Source organism: Novosphingobium aerophilum (assembly GCF_014230305.1).
GTDB classification, from domain to species: domain Bacteria; phylum Pseudomonadota; class Alphaproteobacteria; order Sphingomonadales; family Sphingomonadaceae; genus Novosphingobium; species Novosphingobium aerophilum.
In genome coordinates this window covers 17,109-36,859 of the sequence record NZ_JACLAU010000011.1, presented here as the reverse complement: position 1 = coordinate 36,859, position 19,751 = coordinate 17,109, and the positions used below count along the sequence as shown (strand labels likewise).

The window sequence follows — 19,751 nt, the reverse complement described above, 5'->3', positions numbered from 1 at the left end:
CTTGCCTTCAAGCCCCTCCCCTTCAGGGGAGGGGTTGGGGTGGGGGTTGTGTCCTGGTCGAGCGTGGCGGGTGGGGAGCGCCCCCACCCCCGGCCCCTCCCCTGAAGGGGAGGGGTGTGAAATCAGGCCGCCATGATGAACGGTTCCAGCCCAGCGAGGCGCGTCACCGGTTCGAGCGACGGGATCGCCCGCCCCGGCAGGCCGGCCACCGCCTTGGCCATGGCCGCGATGTGCGCCGGGGTCGATCCGCAGCAGCCGCCCAGCACATTGACCTGCCCGGCCGCGGCCCATTCGTGGACCAGCCCGGCGGTCGTCTCCGGCAGCTCGTCATAGGCGCCCAGCTCGTTGGGCAGGCCGGCGTTGGGATAGACCATGATCGCGGTGTCGGCGATCTCGCTCAGCAGCTTGACATGCGGGCGCAGCTGGGTCGCCCCGAACGAGCAGTTGAGCCCGATGGTCAGCGGCCTGGCATGGCGCACCGCGTGCCAGAACGCCTCGACCGTGTGGCCCGAGAGGTTGCGGCCCGACAGGTCGGTCAGCGTCATCGACAGCATGATCGGCACCTCGCGGCCCAGGTCCTGCTCCACCTGCTTGACCGCCATGATCCCGGCCTTGGCGTTGAGCGTGTCGAACACGGTCTCGATCAGGATGAAGTCCGCCCCGCCCTCGACCAGCGCCGCGGCCTGTTCCTTGTAGACATCGACCAGCGTGTCCCAGTCGATCTCACGGAAGCCGGGATCGTTGACGTCGGGGCTGAGCGAGAGGGTCTTGTTGGTCGGCCCGATCGCGCCTGCCACGAAACGCGGGCGGCCATCCCTGGCCTGGTACTCGTCGGCGATGCGGCGGGCGAGCTGGGCGCTGGCCACGTTGATCTCGCGCACCAGATGCTCGGCGGCATAGTCGGCCTGGCTGATCCGGTTGGCCGAGAAGGTGTTGGTCTCGGCAATGTCGGCCCCGGCCGCGAAATAGGCGCGGTGGATCGATTCGGGCACTTCCGGCTTGGTCAGCGCCAGGATGTCGTTGTTGCCCTTCTGGTCCTTGGCCAGACCGAGCGTGCCGGCATAGTCGGCCTCGCCCAGCTTCCAGGCCTGGATCTCGGTGCCGAAGGCCCCGTCGGTGATGAGGATGCGCTTGGCAGCCTCGGCGAGGAAGGCCGTGCGCGCGGCGCTGGGGGTAAGGGCGTTCATCGGCTTGGTCCTTGCTTGTTTCCATCATCGTCACCCTGAACCTGTTTCAGGGTCCATTTCGCCTTGGGCACCGTCCGCGCCCCAGGGCACGCTGGATCCTGAAACAAGTTCAGGATGACGCGTGAAGATAGATCCTTCACCCCTTCGGCCTCAGACCAAGCAGGTGGCAGATGGCATAGGCCTGTTCGGCCTTGTTGAGCGTGTAGAAGTGGAAGTCGCGCACGCCCCCGGCGTAGAGCCGGCGGCAGAGGTCGGCGGCGGCCACGGCCGAGACCAGCGCGCGCGGGCCGGGGCGGTCGTCCAGCCCTTCGAACATGGCTTCCATCCAGGCCGGGATCTCGGTGTTGGCGCTCATCCGGCGGATCGCGGCGAAGCTGGTCACCGGCATGATCCCGGGCAGGATCGGCGCGCTGATCCCGGCGGCCAGGGCCTTGTCCAGAAAACGGAAGTAGGCGTCGGTCGAAAAGAAGAACTGGGTGATCGCGCGGTTCGCCCCGGCGTCGAGCTTGCGCTTCAGGTTGTCGAGATCGCTCTGCGCGCTGGCCGCCTCGGGATGGACCTCGGGGTAGGCGGCGACCGAGATGTCGAAATCGTGCCGCGCCATCAGCCCGGCGACCAGGTCGGCGGCGCAGGTGTAGCCCTGCGGATGCGGCACGAAGGTGCCCCCGTCGGCCGGCGGCGGATCGCCGCGCAGCGCGACAAGATGGCGCACGCCCGCCTCCCAGTACTGGTCCGCCACCTCGGCGATCTCGGCCTTGCTGGCGCTGACGCAGGTCAGGTGCGCAGCCGGCACGAGGCTGGTCTCGCGCACGATCCGCGCCACCGTGGCGTGAGTCCGCTCGCGGGTCGATCCGCCGGCGCCGTAAGTGACCGAAACGAAGCTGGGCTGCAGCGGGGCGAGCTGGGTGATCGCATCCCACAGCTGTTCCTCCATCTTCTCGCTCTTGGGCGGGAAGAATTCGAACGAGACCGAAATGTCGCCGGGCAGATCGGCGAACAGCGGGGCAGTGGCAGGCAGGGTCACGACAGGGTCTTTCGCAGGGAGGGCTGGCCGTGCACCGCGCCCACGCGGATGCCGGTCCAGATCTTGACGGTCAGCGGCTGGCCCGGGATCGCCAGGGGGGCGGCGGGCGCGAAGCCGACGCCGGTGAGCAGGTCCAGCATCTGTTCGTCGGAGAAGCCCAGGCGGGCATGGGCGTGCTGGCTGCGCAGCTCCTCATGCGCGTGCGCGGCGAAGTCGACCACGGCGATGCGCCCGCCCGGCGCCGTCACGCGGGCGGCCTCGGCGAGCACCGGGGCGGGCTCCTGCGCATAGTGCAACACCTGGTGGAACAGGACCGTATCGAACGATCCGGCGGGGAAGGGCAGGTCGGTGAAATCGCCCTGCTGCAGATCGACCTTCCCGGCGGGCAGGTGCTGCAGCCGGGCACGGGCCAGGCGCAGCATCTCCGGGCTCTTGTCGACCGCCGTGACCTGTCGGGCCCGCGCCGCGAACAGCTCGGCCATGCGGCCCGTGCCAGTCCCCACGTCGAGCAGGGCGCCCAGCTCCTGCCGGCCCAGCGCGGCGGCCAGCGCCGCCTCGACCGGTTCGTCCGGGGAATGGAGCGAGCGCAGCGTGTCCCATTCGGCGGCATGACGCGCAAAGTAGGCGGCCGCCTGTTCCTCGCGCGCCGCACGGATCGCGGCAAGGTGGCGCCGGTCTTCGGCGCAGCGGGCAGCGAACGCCGCGTCATCGCCTTCTCCGGCCTCGAGCAGCCGGGCCACCGCCGCCCCCAGCGGCGGCGCGCGATCGGGCCCCACCGCCATGCGCAGGAACACCCAGGAGCCTTCGCGCCGCCGTTCGGCGAGCGCCGCGTCGCACAGGATCTTGATGTGGCGCGAGACCCGCGGCTGGCTCTGGCCCAGCACCTGGGCCAGTTCACCCACGGCCAGCTCCATATCGGCGAGCAGGCGCATGATGCGCAACCGGGTCGGATCGGCCAGTGCCCGCAGGGTCGGTTCGAGCTTCATGGCCCAGCCATATAAAGATATCTTTATATCGTTTCAAGCGAAAGATATAAGGATATCTTTATATGGAACTGCAGTGGGGATTGACCCCTTGGTCCCGTTTGCCCTGCGGCCCCCGCATAGGCTAGAGCGGCTGCCAGGCAAGAGCACCAAGCAAAGGTCCCATTCCCATGAAGAAAGCGCTCCTCCTCGCCACCGCTGCTGCGGCGACCCTGGCCCTCTCGGCTTGCGGCAGCTCGGACGATGCGAACGAACAGGCCAGCCCCGACAACGTCGAGATGCCGGCCGAGGACAGCATGAGCACGGTCGCCGCCCTGCCGGTGCCCGATGCGGCGCCGATGACTCAGGCGGCCGACCCCAATGCCGCCGCCAAGCCCGATGATGCCGCCGCCGCTGCTGCGGCTGCCGCGGCCGATTTCAACGCGGCCGGCGATGGCGCCGATCAGGCGCTCGACCAGGCCGAAAAGAAGATGTGACCGGAAGGGGCGATGTGACAATGCCGCGCGGGGTCTTTCCGCCGGGGCACGCCATCGCCCCTGCCCCTGCCCTGCGATGGGCAGCGCCGCTGCTGGCGGGGGCGCTGGTCCTGGGCGGTTGCCAGAAGGCCGACAACGAACCCGGACCGGGCGGGGTGACCGTGGGTGAGGCTCGCGCGCTTGACCGGGCGGCGGCGATGATCGAAGGCCAGGCGCCTCCGGAACCGGCCCCGGCCGCATCCGAGGCTACACCGGTCCCGACCGCAGCCGCGCCACACTGACCGGGAAATCGTGCGTCCTGCCCAAAGCGGCGCTTGTGCCAGGGGGCGGAACGTGGCTTGGCGCCGCCATCTGCCGATGACGAGTGCGCTGGACCTTCACGCGTGAGCCGCAACACCCTTCAGGCCAAGGGCCGCCGCGAGCAGCTCGATTCGCTGCGCCTGCTGGCGATTTCGGGCGTGCTGTTCGATCATGCCGGGATCTCCACGCGGTTCCTCCCGGGCACGGTCGGGGTGCGGTTCTTCCTGCTGCTCAGCGGGTTCCTGATCACCCGCACGCTGATGGCCCAGTTGCCGGCGCGGTCGGCCGGGGTGGCCGCCCATGGTGGCACGGCCGCCCTGCTCAGCTTCTATGCCAAGCGGGCCCTGCGCATCTGGCCGCTCTATTACCTGATCATCGCCGTGCTGTTGGTCGGCGGCGTGATCGAGCTGCGCGAGGCGGCGATCCACGGCCTGTTCGTCACCAACATCATGCAGGCGATCAAGAACCACTGGCACGTCACCTCATGGTTCCTGCCGCATTTCTGGACCATCTGCGTGCAGGAGCAGTTCTATCTGGTCTGGCCGCTGCTGTTCCTGCTGCTCGACACCACCCGCCGCAACCTGCTGCTGTTCGCCATGATGGGGGTGGCGGTCCTGTTCCGGCTGGGCATGTGGTGGGCCGGCCTGCACACCCAGGTCGGGTTCCAGACCCTGCCCTTCGCCTCGTTCGATGCCCTGGCGGTCGGCTCGCTGCTGGCGATCGGCCATGCGCGCCTTGGGTTCCTGGTGGAACGCCGTGCCCAGGTCTGGGCCCTGGTCCTGGCCGTGCTGCTCAGCCTGGCCGGGATGTTCGGCGGGTTCATCGATACCGTGGTCCTGCCCGGCCTGTGGCTGGTCCCGCTCAGCGTGCTGATCCTGTCGGCCTTCGATGGCAAGCTGGGCGCGGCCGGGGCCTTTCTCGACTGGCGCCCGCTGGTCTTCTTCGGCCGGATCAGCCTCGGTATCTACCTGCTGCACCTGCCGGTGGCCTATGCGATCATCACCCACGGCCCGCGCGCGCTGATCCCCTGGGTCGAACATCGCACCTGGTCCGGGCTGGCGATCAACACCGGGGCGACCATGGCCCTGGCCACGTTGAGCTGGTTCCTGTTCGAAAAACCGTTGCAGCGGCTGCGCCGCTATCTGCCCGATGCCCGTCCGGCGCGGTCGGCCGCAGCGGACGCCGGCCTGGCCTGAGCCTGCCCCGCGCCGCGGCGGTTCAATCGAGCGTGACCTTGCCCCGCCCGGCCTTGACCGCGCCGTGTTTCTTCTTGCTGTCCAGCCGCTGCGCCTTGCCCACCCGGTTCAGCCGGCTCTTGGCGCGCTGTTCGGGCAGGCGGTGCGCGGCGCGGATCAGTTCGGCCAGCCGCTCGCGCGCATCGGCGCGGTTCTGCTCCTGCGTGCGGAAGCGGCGGGCGGTCAGCACGATCTCGCCCTTGGCGGTCATTCGGCTTCCGGCCAGTTCGCGCAGGCGGTGATAGACCGGCGGGGCCAGCCGCAGGGCGAAGACATCCACCCGCAGCTGCACCGCCGTCGCCACCTTGTTGACGTTCTGCCCCCCGGGACCGGCGGCGGCGATGAAGCTCTCGCCCGCCCCGGCCAGGGCCAGGGCGACCGCGGCCTCGGCCGGATCAGTCATCGGCAAAGCCAAGCGCGGCGAAATCCGCCGGCAGCGGGGCCAGCGCCACGACCGGATCCTTGCCCTCGCGCGGCACGGTCAGGCCCGCCGCATGCAGCATGGTGCGGGCCGCACCCCGGCCGTTGCCATAGACCGGATCGCCCAGCAGGGCATGGCCGAAGGCATGTTCGGCGTGGACCCGGATCTGATGCGTGCGGCCGGTTTCGGGGCGGAATTCGATCAGGGTGTGCCCGCCCAGCTCGGCCAGCTTGCGCCAGTGAGTCACCGCCGGCTTGCCCTTCTTCGCCACGATCATCCGCCAGCCCTCGCTGGCCGAGCTGATCTTGGAGAGGGACAGGGCGATGGTCCCTTCCGTGCCGCTCACCGGCCCGGCCACGATGCCCAGATAGCGCTTCTCGACCAGCCGCGCCTCGAAGGCGGCGGCAAACCGCTTCAGCGCCTTGGGATTGCGCGCCAGCAGGAGGCAGCCGGAGGTGTCGCGGTCCAGCCGATGGACCGGTGCGGGGGGGCGCTGGAAGCCCAGGCGCAGCTCCTCCAGCCGGTCCTCCAGGCTCACGCCCCCGGCGCGCGGGCGATCAAGCGGGAGGCCGCCCGGCTTGTCGATCACCAGCGCTTCGCCGTCTTCGAACAGGATGGGGAAAGGGGTGGTCATGGGGGTACGGCTGTCCAGATCGGCTCGGGCAGAGCCTGGCGAAGCCCGCGCGCGGCAGGCAGTGCCGGGTTCATGGCGCAGCGCGTGGTCTTCGACAAGCTCAGGCTGAGCAGGCAGGGGGTTGGCGGGTCAGGGGGTGGCGGGTCGGGGGGTGGCGGGTCGGGGGAGCTGCGCCGTCATCCCACGGCCGCCGCGATGCGCCGCAGGGCTTCGGTCAGGCGGGCCTCGTCCGCCGCGAAGGAGATGCGGAAGCCGTCGCGCCCGCCGAAGCCGCTGGCCGCCACGATGGCCACGCCGTGTTCCAGCAGGTGCAGCGCCAGGGCGTCGTCGTCGCCGAACCGGGGCATCAGCGGGGCCGCGTCGATCATGCAGTAGAACGCCCCGTCGGGGACCGGGGTGGACAGGCCGGGAATGGCATTGATCCCGGCCACCACCAGATCCCGGCGGGCGCGGAACCGCTCGCACCAGGCGGCCAGGAAATCCTGCGGACCCTCGAAGGCGGCGACCGCGGCGGCCTGCGAGACCGAGCTGGGGTTGCCCGAGGAGTGCGACTGCAGCTTTTCCATCGCCGCGATCAGCCAGGCCGGGCCGGTCGCCACGCCGATGCGGAAGCCGGTCATGGCATGGCTTTTCGACACGCCCGACACGGTGAGGATGCGGTCGGCCAGGTCGGGGCATTCCACCGCCAGGGTGGCGTGGCGCCCCGGCGTGTAGCGCAGCGGGGCATAGATATCGTCGCTCAGCACCAGCACCCGGGGATGGGCGCGCAGCACCTCGCCCAGGGCCTGCAGTTCGGTGGCGGGATAGGTCGCCCCGGTCGGGTTGCCGGGGCTGTTGAGCAGCAGCCAGCGGGTGCGCGGGGTGATGGCCGCGGCGAGCTGATCGGGCGAAATGCGGAAACCGCCGGAGGCGTCGGTCGGCAGGTCGGTCACGGTGCCGCCGGAGAAGCGGACGATTTCGGGATAGCTGACCCACCACGGGCTGGGGATCACCACCTCGTCGCCGGGATCGAGCGTGGCGAGCAGGGCGTGGAAGATCGCCTGCTTGCCGCCCGCGCTGATCGTCACCTGGCGGGGCGGGACGGCGATGCCCAGGTCGCGCTCGAAATGCAGCGTGGCGGCCGCTTTCATCCGTGCGGTCCCGCCCACCGCCGTGTACTTGGTGTCGCCCGCGTCCATCGCCGCCTTGGCCGCGGCGATGACGTGATCCGGCGTGGCGAAGTCGGGCTCGCCCACCGACAGCGAGATGATGTCGCGCCCTTCGGCCCGCAGCGCCATGGCGCGGTCGGTCATGGCGGTGGTGCGCGAGGCGGTGATCCGGGCGAGCGCCTGCGACACGCCCTGCGACGGCGGGGTCATCCGGCCAGCCGCGCCGGGATCAGGCCGCGCACCGCATTGCCCAGCAGGAACCCGTCGGCCAGATCGTCCAGCGTCAGGTCGGCCTCGCGCGCGCGGCCGGCGGCGATCAGGCTGCCACGCAGCACGCCGGGCAGCAGGCCGCGGGAGGCGGGCGGGGTCAGCAACTGGCCGTCGCGTTCCACGAACAGGCTGGTGTAGCTGCCCTCGGTCAGCACCCCGTCGGGGTGGAGCAGCAGCGCCTCGTCGGCTTCGGCCGTGCCGGCAACGCGGGTCGCGGCCGTGTAGAACTCGCGGTCGGTGGTCTTGTGGCGCAGCCGCCAGTCGCCGGGATCGACCGGCAGCGGCAGGACCACGCAGCGCGCCGGACCGGGCAGCGGCGCGGGCAGGGCACCGATCTCCAGCGCATAGGCACCGCTGCGCGCGATCACCAGCCGCACCCGGGCCGGTCCGTCCTGTTCGAAGCACAGCGCCTGGATGGCGTTGCGGATGGCGTGCCGGTCAAACCCGAAGCCCAGCGTCGCGGCGCTGCCCCGGGCCCGCTCGAGATGGTCCTCCAGCAGGGCGATCCCGCTGTCCGGATGAAAGGCCATGGTTTCGATCAGATCGAAACCGCCGGCGGATGCGCGCACGAAACCCCCCTTAACCAGGCACTCCCGCCACTCGGTCATGCCGTCCGAATCCGCGACGATGGCCGATCCGACTCCCAGCACCGCCCGGCCGCGGCCGTTGTCCTCGGGGGCCAGGCGAAGCGTGCGGATTGCCACATTGAAGGCGCTGTCGCCATAGCCATCTGAACCCGCCGCGCCGGTCCCGGCCGGATCGATGCGGCCGATCGCGCCGCAATAGGGTCCGCGCGGATCGGGCTCGACCGCGTCGATCAGCTCCATCGCCCGGATCTTGGGCGCGCCGGTGATCGATCCGCAGGGGAACAGCGCCCGGATCAGGTCGATCGTCCCCAGTCCCGGGCGGAGGGTGGCACGCACGGTGGACACCATCTGGTGCACGGTCGGATAGCTCTCGATCGCGAAGGGCGCCGCCACCTTGACCGATCCCGGCTCGGCCACCCGCGACACGTCGTTGCGCATCAGATCGACGATCATCAGGTTTTCGGCGCGGTCCTTGACCGATCCCGCCAGCTCGGCGGCGGCAGCAGCATCCTCGGTCGGATTGGCCAAGGGGTCTGCTGGCCGCGGGCGGGTGCCCTTCATCGGCTTGACCGTGGCCTGGGCGCCCTTCAGCGCGAAGAACAGTTCGGGCGACAGGCTGAGCAGCCAGTGTGACCCGTCGAACACGATCCCGCCATAGCCCGCCCCTCCGGCCGGGCGCAGCCGGGCATACAGCGCCAGGGGATCGCCGCGGTAGGTGCCGACCAGGGGAAAGGTCAGGTTGCCCTGATAGATATCGCCGGCCGCGATCGCCTGCTGCAGCGTCGCGAAGGCCGCGAGGTAGGCGGGCAGGGGCACCGCCGGATCGAGCGGGCCGACCACGGCGTCGCCTGCGCCGCCGGACCACCCGGCCAGCCGGGCGGGGACCTGATCGGCGGCGATCTCATGATAGCCGGCGAAGGCCCCGAACCACAGCAGCGGCCCGCCCGCCCCGCTCCGCGGCGCCGCCCGCCCGGCCAGTCGCGGTTCCAGCGCGAGCCCGGCTTCGTACGCGACATGGCCGGCCAGGTGCTGCCCGGCGGCATGCAGCCGGTCGAGCCGGTCCAGCGCGGCGGCCAGATCGGCCCCCGATCGGGCCACCACGATCTCGGTCGGGTCGGTGTAGAGCCGGGCCGGACTCGGGCGATCGGGCCGGGCATCGTCCAGCAGGACAAAGGGCGCGCGGTCCGGGCGCGGGTTGGATCGATCTGCGGGCATGGCAGCGGGCTTGTAAACATGATGCAGCGCCGTTGCAAAAGCCCGCGCGGGCAGCCTATGCCTGCACCGGGCACGGCGGGTTTCCCGCCCGGCGCAGCGGGAGCACGGCGGCAATGGACGATATCTTCCTGGGGCTTGGCAGCAATGGCGAACGGCAGGTCCTGCACCTCGGCCGGGCCAACCGCCACGGGCTGGTCGCCGGGGCGACCGGGACCGGCAAGACCGTGACCCTGCAGACCGTGGCCGAACAGTTCTCGACCCAGGGCGTGCCGGTGTTCCTCGCCGACGTGAAGGGCGATCTGTCGGGCATCTGCATGCCCGGCAGCCCCGAGTTCAAGCACGCCGCGGTGATCGAGGGGCGGGCCAAGGAGTTGGGCATCACCGACTTCGCCTACCGCGACAATCCCGCCGTATTCTGGGACCTCTACGGCGAAAAGGGCCACCCGATCCGCACCACGGTCTCGGAAATGGGTCCCCTGCTGCTCGCCCGCCTGCTCGGCCTCAACGAGACGCAGGAGGGCGTGCTCAACATCGCCTTCCGCTGGGCCGACGACAACGGGTTGCTGCTGCTCGATTTCGACGACCTGCAGCAGGTGCTGATCGCCTGCGCCGAACAGGCGGGCGAGCTCACCACCCAGTACGGCAACATCTCCAAGGCCAGCGTCGGGACGATCCAGCGCCAGCTGCTGTCCTTCGCCAGCCAGGGCGCGGACCGGTTCTTCGGCGAGCCGGCCTTCGAGATCAACGACTTCATCCGCACGGACGAGACCGGCAAGGGCATCATCAACATCCTCGCCGCCGACCGGCTGATGCAGAGCCCCAAGCTCTACGCCACCTTCCTGCTCTGGCTCCTGTCCGAACTGTTCGAGGCCCTGCCCGAGGTGGGCGATCCCGAAAAGCCGAACCTGGTGTTCTTCTTCGATGAGGCGCACCTGCTGTTCGACGATGCCCCGGCCGCCCTGTTCGACAAGGTCGAGCAGGTGGTGCGCCTGATCCGGTCGAAGGGCGTGGGGGTCTACTTCATCTCGCAGAACCCGATCGACATTCCGGAAAAGATCGCCGGCCAGTTGGGCAATCGGGTGCAGCACGCGCTGCGCGCCTTCACCCCGCGCGACCAGAAGGCGATCAAGGCCGCGGCCGAGACCTTCCGGATCAACCCGGAGCTGGACGTGGCCACGGCGATCACCGAGCTCAAGGTGGGCGAGGCGCTGGTCTCCACGCTCGACATGGAGGGTGCGCCATCGGTGGTCCAGCGCACCCTGATCGCCCCGCCCCGCTCGCGGCTGGGGCCGGTGAGCGACAAGGAGCGCGCGATCATCCAGTCGATCAGCCCCTTCGCCGGCAAGTACGATGCCGCGGTCAACCGCGAGAGCGCGGCCGAGGTGCTGGCGCAGAAGGCGCAGGATGCCGCCGCCGCCGCCCAGGTCGCGGCGGAACAGGGCGAGGATGCCCAGCGCGCGCAGGCCCGCCAGTCCCCCAGCCTGTGGGGCAAGGCGGGCAAGGCGGCGATGGGCGCGGTCGCCGCTTCGGCCGGATCGGTGCTCGCCGCCCAGCTTAGCGGGCGCAAGTCGCGCGCCTCGCCGGTGGCTTCGGGGCTGTCGGCCGTCGCCGGGACGATCGCCACGGCGGTTGGCGGCGAAGCGCTCGGGCGGTTCGCCCGCGGCCTGCTCGGCGGGCTGCTGCGCTGAGGTCGGCACCGGGGGCACAGGTCGGCGCATCTGCCCGCCGGAACGCTTGACCAGCAGTTACGTTTGCAACAATTTCGCCCCCCTTTGGCGGGGCAAGCCCCCGTGTTTGCCCCGTTTGTCCGGAAGGTCTCCCATGCGTCGGTTGCTGTTTGCGGTTTCCTCTTTGTCGCTTGCCCTTGGCGGCCTGGCTGCGCCCGCGCGGGCCGAGGCGACCACGTCGGCCGATGTGCTGGCGCTGGCCCCGCTGCCCGTTGGCCAGTTGACCGACGCCGCACGGCCGGGCGCCTATCGCCTCGACCTGACGGTGGACCCGGCGCAGGAGCGGTTCTCCGGCCATGTCGAGATCGATGTCCAGCTCAAGCGGGGCGCCCGTTTCATCGATCTGCACGGGCGTGACCTGGCGATGCGCCGGGCCGTGGCCCGGGTCGGCGGACGCGAGCTGGTCGGCACCTGGCATCAGTTGGACGAGACCGGCGTGGCCCGGCTGACCTTTGCCGAAGCCCTGCCGGCCGGGGCGGTGACGCTGGCCTTTGATTATGACGCGGCCTTCGGGACCGGGCCCTCGGGGCTGTTCCGGGTCAAGGTGGGCGACGCCTGGTACGCCTGGACCCAGTTCGAATCGATCGATGCCCGCGCCGCCTTCCCGGGCTTCGACGAGCCCGGCTTCAAGGTCCCGGTCACGCTCACCCTGCGCACTCCGGCCGGGCTCAAGGCGGTGGGCAATGCCCCCGAACAGGGCGTGACGCAGGAAGGCGGGTTCGACGTGCACCGCTTTGCCCCGACTCTGCCCCTGCCGACCTACCTGGTGGCGATGATGGTCGGGCCTTTCGTCACGGTCGAGGGCACGGTCCCGGCCAATGCCCATCGCGCCACGCCCCTGCCGCTGCGCGTGGTGTCGACCCGGCAGAACGCGGGCAAGCTCGGCTTCGCGCTCGAAGGCAGCAAGGGCATCCTCGCCCATCTCGAGGACTATTTCGGCCAGGCCTTCCCTTATCCCAAGCTGGACCAGATCACGACGCCGATCCTGCCCGGGGCGATGGAGAACGCCGGGGCCGATCTCTACAACGATTCGATCCTGGTCATGGACGATGGCGCCCCGGTCGCCCAGAAGCGCAACTTCGGCATGGTCGTCGCGCATGAACTGGCGCACCAGTGGTTCGGCGATCTCGTCACCCCGGCCTGGTGGGACGACATCTGGCTGAACGAAAGCTTCGCCAACTGGATGGGCTTCCGCATCGGGCAGGCCTGGCGCCCCGATCTCAACATCGGCGCCGGCGCGCTGGAGGAAGGCTTCGCGGCGATGGGCACCGATGCCCTGGTCGCCGGGCGGCCGATCCACCAGCCGATCACCACCAACAACCAGATCGAGGCGGCCTTCGATTCGATCACCTATGGCAAGGGTGGCCACGTCGTGGCGATGATCGCCGGCTACATGGGCGACGACAAGTTCAAGGCCGGGGTGCGGCGCTACATGGCCGCGCACCGCTATGGCAATGCCACCAGCACCGACTTCTTCCGCGCCATGGCCGAGGTGGCGGGCGATCGCCGCATCCTGCCGGCGATGCAGAGCTTCACCGACCAGCAGGGCGTGCCGCTGGTCACCTTCACCGGTGGTCCCGGCCGCTGGACCGTCCGCCAGAGCCGCTATGCCCGGCTCGGCACGACCCCGCCGCCGACCCGCTGGGGCGTGCCGGTCTGCGCGCGCCAGGGCGAAACGCGGCGCTGCCAGTTGCTGACCGCCGCCTCGGCGCCCTTCGCGATCAGCGGCACGGGCCCGTTCATGCCCAACGCCGGCGGCACCGGTTACTACCGCTTCGAACTGCCTGCCGCCCAGTGGGATGCGCTGATCGCCACGGCCGACCGGCTGCCGGGCAGCGAGGCGTTGGCACTCGCCGATTCGCTGCGCGCCAGCTATCAGGCGGGGCGCGCCAGCCCGGCCCAGTTGATCGCCCTGGCGCGCAAGCTCGCGGCCAATCCCGACAGCTATGCCAGTGGTGCGGCGCTCCCCCCGCTGATCGGTCTCCATGCCAGCGAGTTCCTGGATGCGGCGGGCACGGCCGGGTACCAGCGCCTGTTGCGCGGCCTGCTCGCGCCGCGGCTGGCGGCGCTTGGCTTCGATCCGCGCGCCGGGGCCCATGCCGGTGACGATCCGGAAAAGAGCCAGGCCCGAGTCCAGCTGGTCGAGACCCTGGCGGGCGAGGCGGAGGACCCCGCCCTGGGCCAGCGCCTGGCCGATGCCGCCACGGCCTATCTCGGTGGAGACCGGGCGGCGCTGGATCATGCCTTCATGGGCGATGCGCTGGCGGCCTGGTTGCGGCGCGAGGGACTGGCGGGCGCGCAACGGCTGTTCGCCGCGGCGCTGGCCTCGGAGGACCCGGTGTTCCGGCCCTCGGCCCTGGCGGCGATCGGCAGTAGTGGCAAGACCGACATCGCGAACTGGGTCCTGGCCGACGCCGACGATACCCGGTTGCGGCGCAGTGAGCGGATCGGGCTGATTTCGCGCGTGGTGGCCGGGCGCGAGACGCGCCGCCTGGGCTATGCCTGGCTCATCGCCCATTTCGATGCGGTGATGCGCAGCAACGGCGGGATCTTCTTTGCCGCCAGGCTGCCGCAGACCCTGGCCGGGGCCTGCTCGGTCGAGGAGGCGGACACCTTCGCGCGCGATCTGGGCCCGCGGTTCGCCGGGAAGCCGGGCCAGCTCGAACTGGAACGGGCCGTCGAACGGGTGCGCAGTTGCGGGCGGTTGAAGCAGGCGCGCGCGGCGGAAACCAGCGCGGTGCTCGCGGCCATCAAGGACTGATGCCGATGGGCCCGGCTGGCGTCGGCGCGGTGCGCCGCGTCACGCCGGCAAACGCAGCGTGACGTCCAGCCCTTCGACCGCCCCGCCCGGGCCGCGCCGGTTGGCCAGGGTCAGGGTCCCGCCGTGCTGTTCGGCGATCGCCCGGGCCAGGGTCAGGCCCAGCCCGGCGCCGCCCGTTTCGCTGTTGCGCGAGGGGTCGCCGCGGGTGAACGGTTCAAGCATGTGACTGATCTGGTCCTCGGCGATGCCCGGGCCATCGTCGGCAATGCGGATCACCGCGGCGCCGGCCTCGCGCGTCAGGCTGACCCGGGCGACCGCGCCATAGCGCAAGGCGTTGCCGATCAGGTTGCGCAGCGCGCGGCGAATCCAGGTCGAACGCAACGGCAGCACGATCCGGGCGCTGTCGCCCAGCTCGACCGGTTCGCCCATGTCCTCGTATTCCTCGACCACGGCCGCGACCAGCGCGGACAGCTCGGTGCTCTCGCGCTCGTCGGTCGGCCGCCCGACGCGGGCGAGTGAGAGGATATCGTCCAGCGTCCGGGTGATGTCCTCGATCGTGGTCGCCATGCGCTGGCGTTCGGTGTCGTCCTCGACCGTTTCGATCCGCACGCGCAGCGCCGCGAGAGGGGTCTTGAGATCGTGCCCGATCGCGCCCAGCATCACGTCCTTCTCGTCCAGCAAGGCGACGATGCCCGCTTCCATCGCGTTGTGCGCGGTGATCAGGCGGGCAATGTCGTCGGGGCCTTGCGGCTCGAGCTGCCCGGCGCTGTCGCGCGTTTCGGCAAACCGTTCGAGCCGGGTGGTGAGCGCGGCGAGCGGGCGGGTGATCCGCCGCAGCATCAGCCACATCGCCCCGACCAGCACGGCGTAGATGAACAGGGTCTGCCCGAACAGGGTGCGCAGCATCAGCCGTTCGGTGGGCGGCACGAAGACCCGCGCCACCAGCCAGTTCGGGCTGCTTTCCAGCCGCACCGCGGCGATCATGACATCGCTGGGCCGGGGTCCGCGATAGCGGCGGTCGCGGCGATCGAGCAGTTCGCGGGCCAGGGCGTCGCCGGTCACCGGGCGATGCACCACCAGCACCTCGGCCACCGGCACTTCCTGATCGATCAGGATCCGGCGCAGTTCCATTTCCTGGGACGTCTCGCGCCGATCGTCCGCCCGCACCGGCGAGGCGGGCGCCATGGTCACGCGGCTGCCGCGCAGGCGCTCGTGCCGTTCCGGTCCCCGGCCTTTCGGCAATTTGGGCTCGCCCTGGATCGCCACCCCCAACCGGAAGGCGGCATTGTGGACCAGCGCCCCCTCGATCCGCTCGTGCTCGGCCCGGTACAGCAGCAGCGCGCCAATGCCCTGGGCCAGGAACAGCGCCAGGGCGATGGCCAGCAGCATCTGCCCGCGCAGGCTGCGCGGCCACAGCCACGAAAGCAGACGTTCGCGCATCGGTTCAGGCGCCCGCCGGCCGGCGCCGCACTTCGGCCGCGAGCATGTAGCCGCCACCCCACACGGTCTGGATGAGCTGCGGGTTCTTGCTGTCGGGTTCGATCTTGCGGCGCAGCCGGCTGACCTGGTTGTCGACCGCGCGATCGAACAGGTGCGCCTCGCGGCCCTGGACCATGTCGAGCAGACGGTCGCGATCCAGCACCCGGCGGGGATGTTCCAGAAAGGCCATCAGCAGGCGGAACTCGGCGGAGGAGATCGCCACCACTGCGCCTTCGGGATCGGTCAGCCGGCGCTTGAGCGGATCGAGTGCCCAGCCTTCGAACACCAGCAGCTCGGCCCGGTCCTCGGCGGCCTGGGGCTCGCTGGCGGCGCGGGTGGCCCGGCGCAGGACCGAGCGGATCCGGGCGACCAGTTCGCGTGGTTCGAACGGCTTGACCACATAGTCGTCGGCGCCGATCTCCAGCCCGACGATCCGGTCGGTCGCCTCGCCCCGCGCGGTCAGGAAGATGGTCGGCAATTGCCGCGTTTCGACTAGATGGCGGCACAGCGACAGGCCATCCTCACCCGGCATCATGATGTCCAGCAGGGCCAGGTCCGGAGTCTCTGCGCGCAGGATCTCGCGCGCTTCGGCAGCGCTCGCCGCCTGTTGCACGGCAAACCCCTGGCGGGTCAGGTAATCGGCCAGGGGTTCGCGCAGGGCGGCTTCGTCATCGACCAGCATCAGCCGAACGGGCCGGTCGACCGGGGAGGTGTCGGTCATGGCCGCAGTCCGGCAGATCGTGGCGACGCTGTCAATCGTCCGGGTCATATCAGGCTCACTCGCCGCCGCCCCCCATCATCTCGCGCATGCGCTCCTCCATGCGGGCACGCATCGCTTCCATCGCGGCCTGGCGTTCGGCCTTGGTCAGCTGGCCGTCGTGATCGGCATCGCCCCGGTCGAACAGGCGCAGGTTGCCGGCCACGAACTCCTCGCGCGAGACTTTGCCGTCGCCATCGGCGTCGAGCATGCGGGCCATTCCGCCGCCCATCCCGCCGCCCATCCCGGGGCCGGGTCCGTCCGGACCGCCCGGCCCGCCTCCGCGTCGGTCACGCCGCATGGCGCGCAGTTCGTCGGGCGTCAGCACGCCGTCCCCATTGGCGTCCATCGCGGCAAAGCGCGCGGCGGCCTGGGCCTCGGCATCCTTGCGGGCGACCGTCGCATCGCCATAGGGGTCCTGCATCATCATGCCCGGTCCGCCCATCGGCTGGGCCAGCAGCGCGCTGCCGGTTCCCAGTTCGGTCCCCAGTCCGGCGACGAGCGTCACGGCCAGCAGGACGCGCCGGCGCTGGCGGCGGCCGGATGCGCTCACCCGCGCGGCCCTCACTTGCCGGGCTCCGGCGCAGGAGGCGGGGGCGGGGGCGTGTCCATCCCGCGCATGCCCCCCATCCCGCGATGGCTGCGCAGCGCGGTCATGCGGGCGCGGAACCCGGCCCGCCGCTCGTCACGGGTCAGCTTGCCGTCGTGGTTGGTGTCCTCCGCGTCGAACCGCTTCATCGCCTCGGCCATGAAGGCCTCCCGGGTGAGCGGCGGCCGCGCCGTGCCGACAGCGCCGGCCGGGGGCCTGTCTCCATGATCCATCCCGCCATGATCCATGCCGCCATGATCCATCCGGGCCGGGCCGCGCCGCCCGCCACGACCGGGGCCGCCCATGCCCTGGTGAGCGGCGGCGAACTCCTCGCGAGAAATCGTGCCGTCGTGATTGCCGTCGATCCGGTCGAACATGGCGGTGGTCCGTGCGGCGCGATCGGCCTGGTCCAGCTTGCCGTCATGGTTGGTGTCGAACCGTTCGAACAGGGCAGCGGCGCGGGCCTGGGCCTCGGCCCGGGTCACCGTTGCGGCACCCAGCGGATCGCCGCCCTTCGGCGCCTGGGCCATGGGCGGCGGTGGCGCGGCGGGCTGGGCGGTGGCCACGCCGGCGAAGGTCGCGGCCGTGGCGGAGGCCGCCGAGACGAGGGCAAGGATCGAAAGGCGCATGTCCATCTCCTGGTGGTGGAAGCCGCCGGTGCCCTGGGAGGGGAGAGAGGGGCAGACGGGCGGCCGGGCGGCTTCCTGAGGCTCGCTTTAGGGAGGCCTTGTCGCGCAACTATGCCGTGCGGGAGGATTTTTGTCGCCAATTGTCGTGCCCGGCCGCACAGTGGTCGCACCCCATCGAGGCGCACTCACGGAGGAGCATTGGGCGATGACCGACCAGCGGATCGAGAGCGACAGCCTGGGCGAGGTTCGCGTTCCGGCCTCGGCCTACTGGGGCGCGCAGACCCAGCGCAGCCTGGAGAACTTTGCCTTCGCTCCGGCCGAGCGCATGCCGCTCGGCATTGTCCATGCCCTTGCCCTGGTCAAGCGCGCCGCGGCCCGCGTCAACCGGCGCCACGGGCTCGATCCGGCGCTGGCCGATGCGATCGAGGAGGCCGCGCGCGACGTGGCAGCGGGTGTGCTCGATGCGCAGTTCCCCCTGGCCATCTGGCAGACCGGCAGCGGCACCCAGACCAACATGAACGTCAACGAGGTGATCGCCGGCCGCGCCAACGAGGCATTGGGCGCCGGGCGCGGGGGCAAGCATCCGGTCCACCCCAACGATCACGTCAACCGCGGACAGAGCTCGAACGACAGCTTCCCGACCGCGTTGCACATCGCCGCGGTGGTGGCGCTGAACCGCGATCTGATCCCCGCGCTTGACCGGCTGACCGGTGCGCTGAGCCGCTGCCGCGAGGCCTGGGGCGATGTGGTCAAGATCGGCCGAACGCACCTGCAGGATGCCACCCCGCTGACCCTGGGGCAGGAGTTTTCGGCCTATGTCCAGCAGCTGCGCGATGGTTACGAGCGGCTGCGCGATGCCGAACGGTTCGTGCTGCGGCTCGCCCAGGGCGGCACGGCGGTGGGCACCGGGCTCAACGCCCCGCCCAACTTCGCTGCAGACATGGCGGCCGAGCTGGCCGCGCTCACCGGCCATCCCTTCGTTCCCGCGCCCAACCCCTTCGAGGCGCTGGCCAGCCAGGATGCCCTGGTCCAGCTCTCGGCCACGCTGGCGACGCTCGCCGTGGCGCTCGGCAAGATCGCCAACGACATCCGCCTGCTCGGTTCGGGCCCGCGCTCGGGCCTGGGCGAACTGGTCCTGCCGGCGAACGAGCCGGGCAGCTCGATCATGCCGGGCAAGGTCAACCCGACCCAGTGCGAGATGCTGACCATGGTCGCCGCCCAGGTCATCGGCAATCATCAGGCGGTGACCGTGGGGGGACTGCAGGGCCATCTCGAGCTCAACGTGTTCAAACCGCTGATCGGCGCGGCAGTGCTGCGTTCGATCGATCTGCTCGCCTGCGGGATGGACGGGTTCGCGCGGCACTGCGTCGACGGGCTCGAGCCCGACCGCGCCCGCATCGCCGAGCTGGTCGGGCGCTCGCTGATGCTGGTCACCGCCCTGGCGCCCGAGATCGGCTACGACAACGCCGCCCGGATCGCCAAGCATGCCCATGCCCACGGCCTGACCCTGCGCGAGGCCGGCCTGGCGCTCGGCCTGGTCGATGGCGCGACCTTCGATCGGATAGTGCGCCCCGAAAACATGGTCTGATCGCACCTGCCGGCGGAACAGGACGGCCGCCCGGCGGATTGGTGGGAGGTCTAACCCCTTCCGGAGAGTGCCCATGTCCTTCCTCGACAAGCTTGCCTCGGCGATCATGCCCCCCGAAACCGCGGAAGACCGCGACAACGCCCGCCGCCTCGCCCAGGCGGCAGCCGGCAACGGCGATTGGCTGGCGCTGGTGATCGACCATCATCGCCAGATCGAACAGCACTTCAGCCGCGCCCTGACCGCCCCCGATGCGCAGAGCCGGCAGTCCGCGCTCAAGGCGCTGCAAGTCCTGCTGACCGGCCATGCCAATGCCGAAGAGAGCGTCCTGTACCCCGCGCTGGCCGATCACGGCGGCAAGGCCCACGCCACCATGGCCTATGAGGAGCAGGCGATGACCAAGGTCGAACTGGCCCTGCTCGAGCCCCTCGATCCGATGGGCAAGGCGTGGCGTGAAAAGCTGGAGCATATCCAGGGCGCCGTGCTGCATCACGCCTACGAGGAGGAGGGGACCTGGTTTCCCGAGCTGCAGCAGAACCTGCCCGCGGACGAGCGCCAGCGTCTGACCCGGCGCTTCCTCGAGGAGTTCGATCGCTATGCCCAGGGCGGGGCCGACGAGACGCCCTGGCGCGCGACGATGCAGCAGGCGGCGGAGAGCTTCGGGTCGGACAGCGCGCCCGGGGCCCGGTAAGGCAGCCCGGCATGGTCCCACCGGGGCCAGCCTGCTAGGGACAACCCGGCCGG

18 protein-coding genes are annotated in these 19,751 nt (G+C 70.7%); 7 read left to right on the top strand and 11 right to left on the bottom strand.

Going from position 1 to position 19,751, the window contains the following annotated elements; translation table 11 throughout:
- Positions 1-122: 122 nt before the first annotated feature.
- The 3 genes from H7F49_RS09250 to H7F49_RS09240 all read right to left on the bottom strand — a co-directional run bounded on the left by H7F49_RS09250 (position 123) and on the right by H7F49_RS09240 (position 3,197).
- Positions 123-1,187: a homocysteine S-methyltransferase family protein gene (locus tag H7F49_RS09250; RefSeq protein WP_185683309.1), complete on the bottom strand. Its 1,065-nt coding sequence runs from the start codon at positions 1,185-1,187 to the stop codon at positions 123-125.
- Between the two features lie 136 nt (positions 1,188-1,323).
- Positions 1,324-2,211, bottom strand: coding sequence for a methylenetetrahydrofolate reductase [NAD(P)H] (gene metF / locus H7F49_RS09245; protein ID WP_185683308.1), 888 nt, complete (start codon positions 2,209-2,211; stop codon positions 1,324-1,326).
- The gene (locus H7F49_RS09240) at positions 2,208-3,197 is read right to left on the bottom strand and encodes an ArsR/SmtB family transcription factor (RefSeq protein WP_185683307.1); all 990 of its coding nucleotides are present in this window, start codon (positions 3,195-3,197) and stop codon (positions 2,208-2,210) included. The genes metF and H7F49_RS09240 overlap by 4 nt, the downstream gene beginning before the upstream one ends.
- A gap of 167 nt (positions 3,198-3,364) precedes the next feature.
- Between H7F49_RS09240 and H7F49_RS09235 the strand changes: the two genes are divergently transcribed.
- The 3 genes from H7F49_RS09235 (at position 3,365) to H7F49_RS09225 (ending at position 5,166) form a co-directional block, all read left to right on the top strand.
- Positions 3,365-3,670 (top strand): hypothetical protein, encoded by a 306-nt coding sequence (locus H7F49_RS09235; protein ID WP_185683306.1) that lies wholly within the window; start codon positions 3,365-3,367, stop codon positions 3,668-3,670.
- Positions 3,671-3,684: 14 nt separating this feature from the next.
- The gene (locus tag H7F49_RS09230) at positions 3,685-3,951 is read left to right on the top strand and encodes a hypothetical protein (protein WP_407940299.1); all 267 of its coding nucleotides are present in this window, start codon (positions 3,685-3,687) and stop codon (positions 3,949-3,951) included.
- 102 nt (positions 3,952-4,053) lie between these two features.
- Positions 4,054-5,166, top strand: coding sequence for an acyltransferase family protein (locus tag H7F49_RS09225; RefSeq protein ID WP_185683305.1), 1,113 nt, complete (start codon positions 4,054-4,056; stop codon positions 5,164-5,166).
- 22 nt (positions 5,167-5,188) lie between these two features.
- Here H7F49_RS09225 and arfB read toward each other — a convergent pair whose 3' ends face one another.
- From arfB to pabB, 4 genes are all read right to left on the bottom strand, one after another.
- Positions 5,189-5,608, bottom strand: a complete 420-nt coding sequence (arfB, locus tag H7F49_RS09220) for an alternative ribosome rescue aminoacyl-tRNA hydrolase ArfB (RefSeq protein ID WP_185683304.1) — start codon at positions 5,606-5,608, stop codon at positions 5,189-5,191.
- On the bottom strand, positions 5,601-6,260 hold the full coding sequence (locus H7F49_RS09215) for an RluA family pseudouridine synthase (RefSeq protein WP_185683303.1): 660 nt from the start codon (positions 6,258-6,260) through the stop codon (positions 5,601-5,603). The genes arfB and H7F49_RS09215 overlap by 8 nt, the downstream gene beginning before the upstream one ends.
- Positions 6,261-6,436: 176 nt before the next feature.
- A complete protein-coding gene (locus H7F49_RS09210) occupies positions 6,437-7,618 on the bottom strand; it encodes a pyridoxal phosphate-dependent aminotransferase (RefSeq protein ID WP_235982050.1) in 1,182 nt (393 codons plus the stop codon).
- Positions 7,615-9,480 carry an aminodeoxychorismate synthase component I gene (gene pabB, locus H7F49_RS09205; RefSeq protein ID WP_185683302.1) on the bottom strand — a complete coding sequence of 622 codons (1,866 nt, stop codon included), beginning with the start codon at positions 9,478-9,480 and terminating at the stop codon, positions 7,615-7,617. The genes H7F49_RS09210 and pabB overlap by 4 nt, the downstream gene beginning before the upstream one ends.
- A 113-nt stretch (positions 9,481-9,593) precedes the next feature.
- Between pabB and H7F49_RS09200 the strand changes: the two genes are divergently transcribed.
- Together H7F49_RS09200 and H7F49_RS09195 are read left to right on the top strand one after the other, a co-directional pair.
- Positions 9,594-11,168 carry a helicase HerA-like domain-containing protein gene (locus tag H7F49_RS09200; protein WP_185683301.1) on the top strand — a complete coding sequence of 525 codons (1,575 nt, stop codon included), beginning with the start codon at positions 9,594-9,596 and terminating at the stop codon, positions 11,166-11,168.
- A gap of 163 nt (positions 11,169-11,331) precedes the next feature.
- Positions 11,332-13,968 carry a M1 family metallopeptidase gene (locus tag H7F49_RS09195; protein WP_328806639.1) on the top strand — a complete coding sequence of 879 codons (2,637 nt, stop codon included), beginning with the start codon at positions 11,332-11,334 and terminating at the stop codon, positions 13,966-13,968.
- 39 nt (positions 13,969-14,007) lie between these two features.
- On the opposite strand, the gene H7F49_RS09190 is transcribed toward H7F49_RS09195, so the two are convergent.
- From H7F49_RS09190 to H7F49_RS09175, 4 genes are read right to left on the bottom strand one after another with little or no spacing between them, the layout of a single operon-like run.
- The gene (locus H7F49_RS09190) at positions 14,008-15,408 is read right to left on the bottom strand and encodes a sensor histidine kinase (RefSeq protein WP_185683299.1); all 1,401 of its coding nucleotides are present in this window, start codon (positions 15,406-15,408) and stop codon (positions 14,008-14,010) included.
- A 4-nt stretch (positions 15,409-15,412) separates the two neighbouring features.
- Positions 15,413-16,168, bottom strand: coding sequence for a response regulator (locus H7F49_RS09185; protein ID WP_185683298.1), 756 nt, complete (start codon positions 16,166-16,168; stop codon positions 15,413-15,415).
- 55 nt (positions 16,169-16,223) lie between these two features.
- The gene (locus H7F49_RS19525) at positions 16,224-16,757 is read right to left on the bottom strand and encodes an EF-hand domain-containing protein (RefSeq protein ID WP_185683297.1); all 534 of its coding nucleotides are present in this window, start codon (positions 16,755-16,757) and stop codon (positions 16,224-16,226) included.
- An 11-nt stretch (positions 16,758-16,768) separates the two neighbouring features.
- The gene (locus H7F49_RS09175) at positions 16,769-17,422 is read right to left on the bottom strand and encodes an EF-hand domain-containing protein (RefSeq protein WP_185683296.1); all 654 of its coding nucleotides are present in this window, start codon (positions 17,420-17,422) and stop codon (positions 16,769-16,771) included.
- 205 nt (positions 17,423-17,627) lie between these two features.
- Here H7F49_RS09175 and fumC point away from each other — a divergent pair, with 205 nt between their 5' ends.
- The gene (gene fumC / locus H7F49_RS09170) at positions 17,628-19,010 is read left to right on the top strand and encodes a class II fumarate hydratase (protein ID WP_185683295.1); all 1,383 of its coding nucleotides are present in this window, start codon (positions 17,628-17,630) and stop codon (positions 19,008-19,010) included.
- 73 nt (positions 19,011-19,083) lie between these two features.
- Positions 19,084-19,698 (top strand): hemerythrin domain-containing protein, encoded by a 615-nt coding sequence (locus H7F49_RS09165; RefSeq protein WP_185683294.1) that lies wholly within the window; start codon positions 19,084-19,086, stop codon positions 19,696-19,698.
- Positions 19,699-19,751: the final 53 nt, after the last annotated feature.

Bases quoted from the DNA above. Each gene is read 5' to 3' on its own strand.
- H7F49_RS09190 (WP_185683299.1), bottom strand. From the start codon at position 15,408: ATGCGCGAACGTCTGCTTTCGTGGCTGTGGCCGCGCAGCCTGCGCGGG.
- H7F49_RS09175 (WP_185683296.1), bottom strand. From the start codon at position 17,422: ATGCGCCTTTCGATCCTTGCCCTCGTCTCGGCGGCCTCCGCCACGGCC.
- arfB (WP_185683304.1), bottom strand. From the start codon at position 5,608: ATGACTGATCCGGCCGAGGCCGCGGTCGCCCTGGCCCTGGCCGGGGCG.
- H7F49_RS09165 (WP_185683294.1), top strand. From the start codon at position 19,084: ATGTCCTTCCTCGACAAGCTTGCCTCGGCGATCATGCCCCCCGAAACC.
- H7F49_RS09240 (WP_185683307.1), bottom strand. From the start codon at position 3,197: ATGAAGCTCGAACCGACCCTGCGGGCACTGGCCGATCCGACCCGGTTG.
- H7F49_RS09185 (WP_185683298.1), bottom strand. From the start codon at position 16,168: ATGACCGACACCTCCCCGGTCGACCGGCCCGTTCGGCTGATGCTGGTC.
- H7F49_RS09210 (WP_235982050.1), bottom strand. From the start codon at position 7,618: ATGACCCCGCCGTCGCAGGGCGTGTCGCAGGCGCTCGCCCGGATCACC.
- fumC (WP_185683295.1), top strand. From the start codon at position 17,628: ATGACCGACCAGCGGATCGAGAGCGACAGCCTGGGCGAGGTTCGCGTT.
- H7F49_RS09235 (WP_185683306.1), top strand. From the start codon at position 3,365: ATGAAGAAAGCGCTCCTCCTCGCCACCGCTGCTGCGGCGACCCTGGCC.
- H7F49_RS09200 (WP_185683301.1), top strand. From the start codon at position 9,594: ATGGACGATATCTTCCTGGGGCTTGGCAGCAATGGCGAACGGCAGGTC.
- H7F49_RS09250 (WP_185683309.1), bottom strand. From the start codon at position 1,187: ATGAACGCCCTTACCCCCAGCGCCGCGCGCACGGCCTTCCTCGCCGAG.
- H7F49_RS09215 (WP_185683303.1), bottom strand. From the start codon at position 6,260: ATGACCACCCCTTTCCCCATCCTGTTCGAAGACGGCGAAGCGCTGGTG.
- pabB (WP_185683302.1), bottom strand. From the start codon at position 9,480: ATGCCCGCAGATCGATCCAACCCGCGCCCGGACCGCGCGCCCTTTGTC.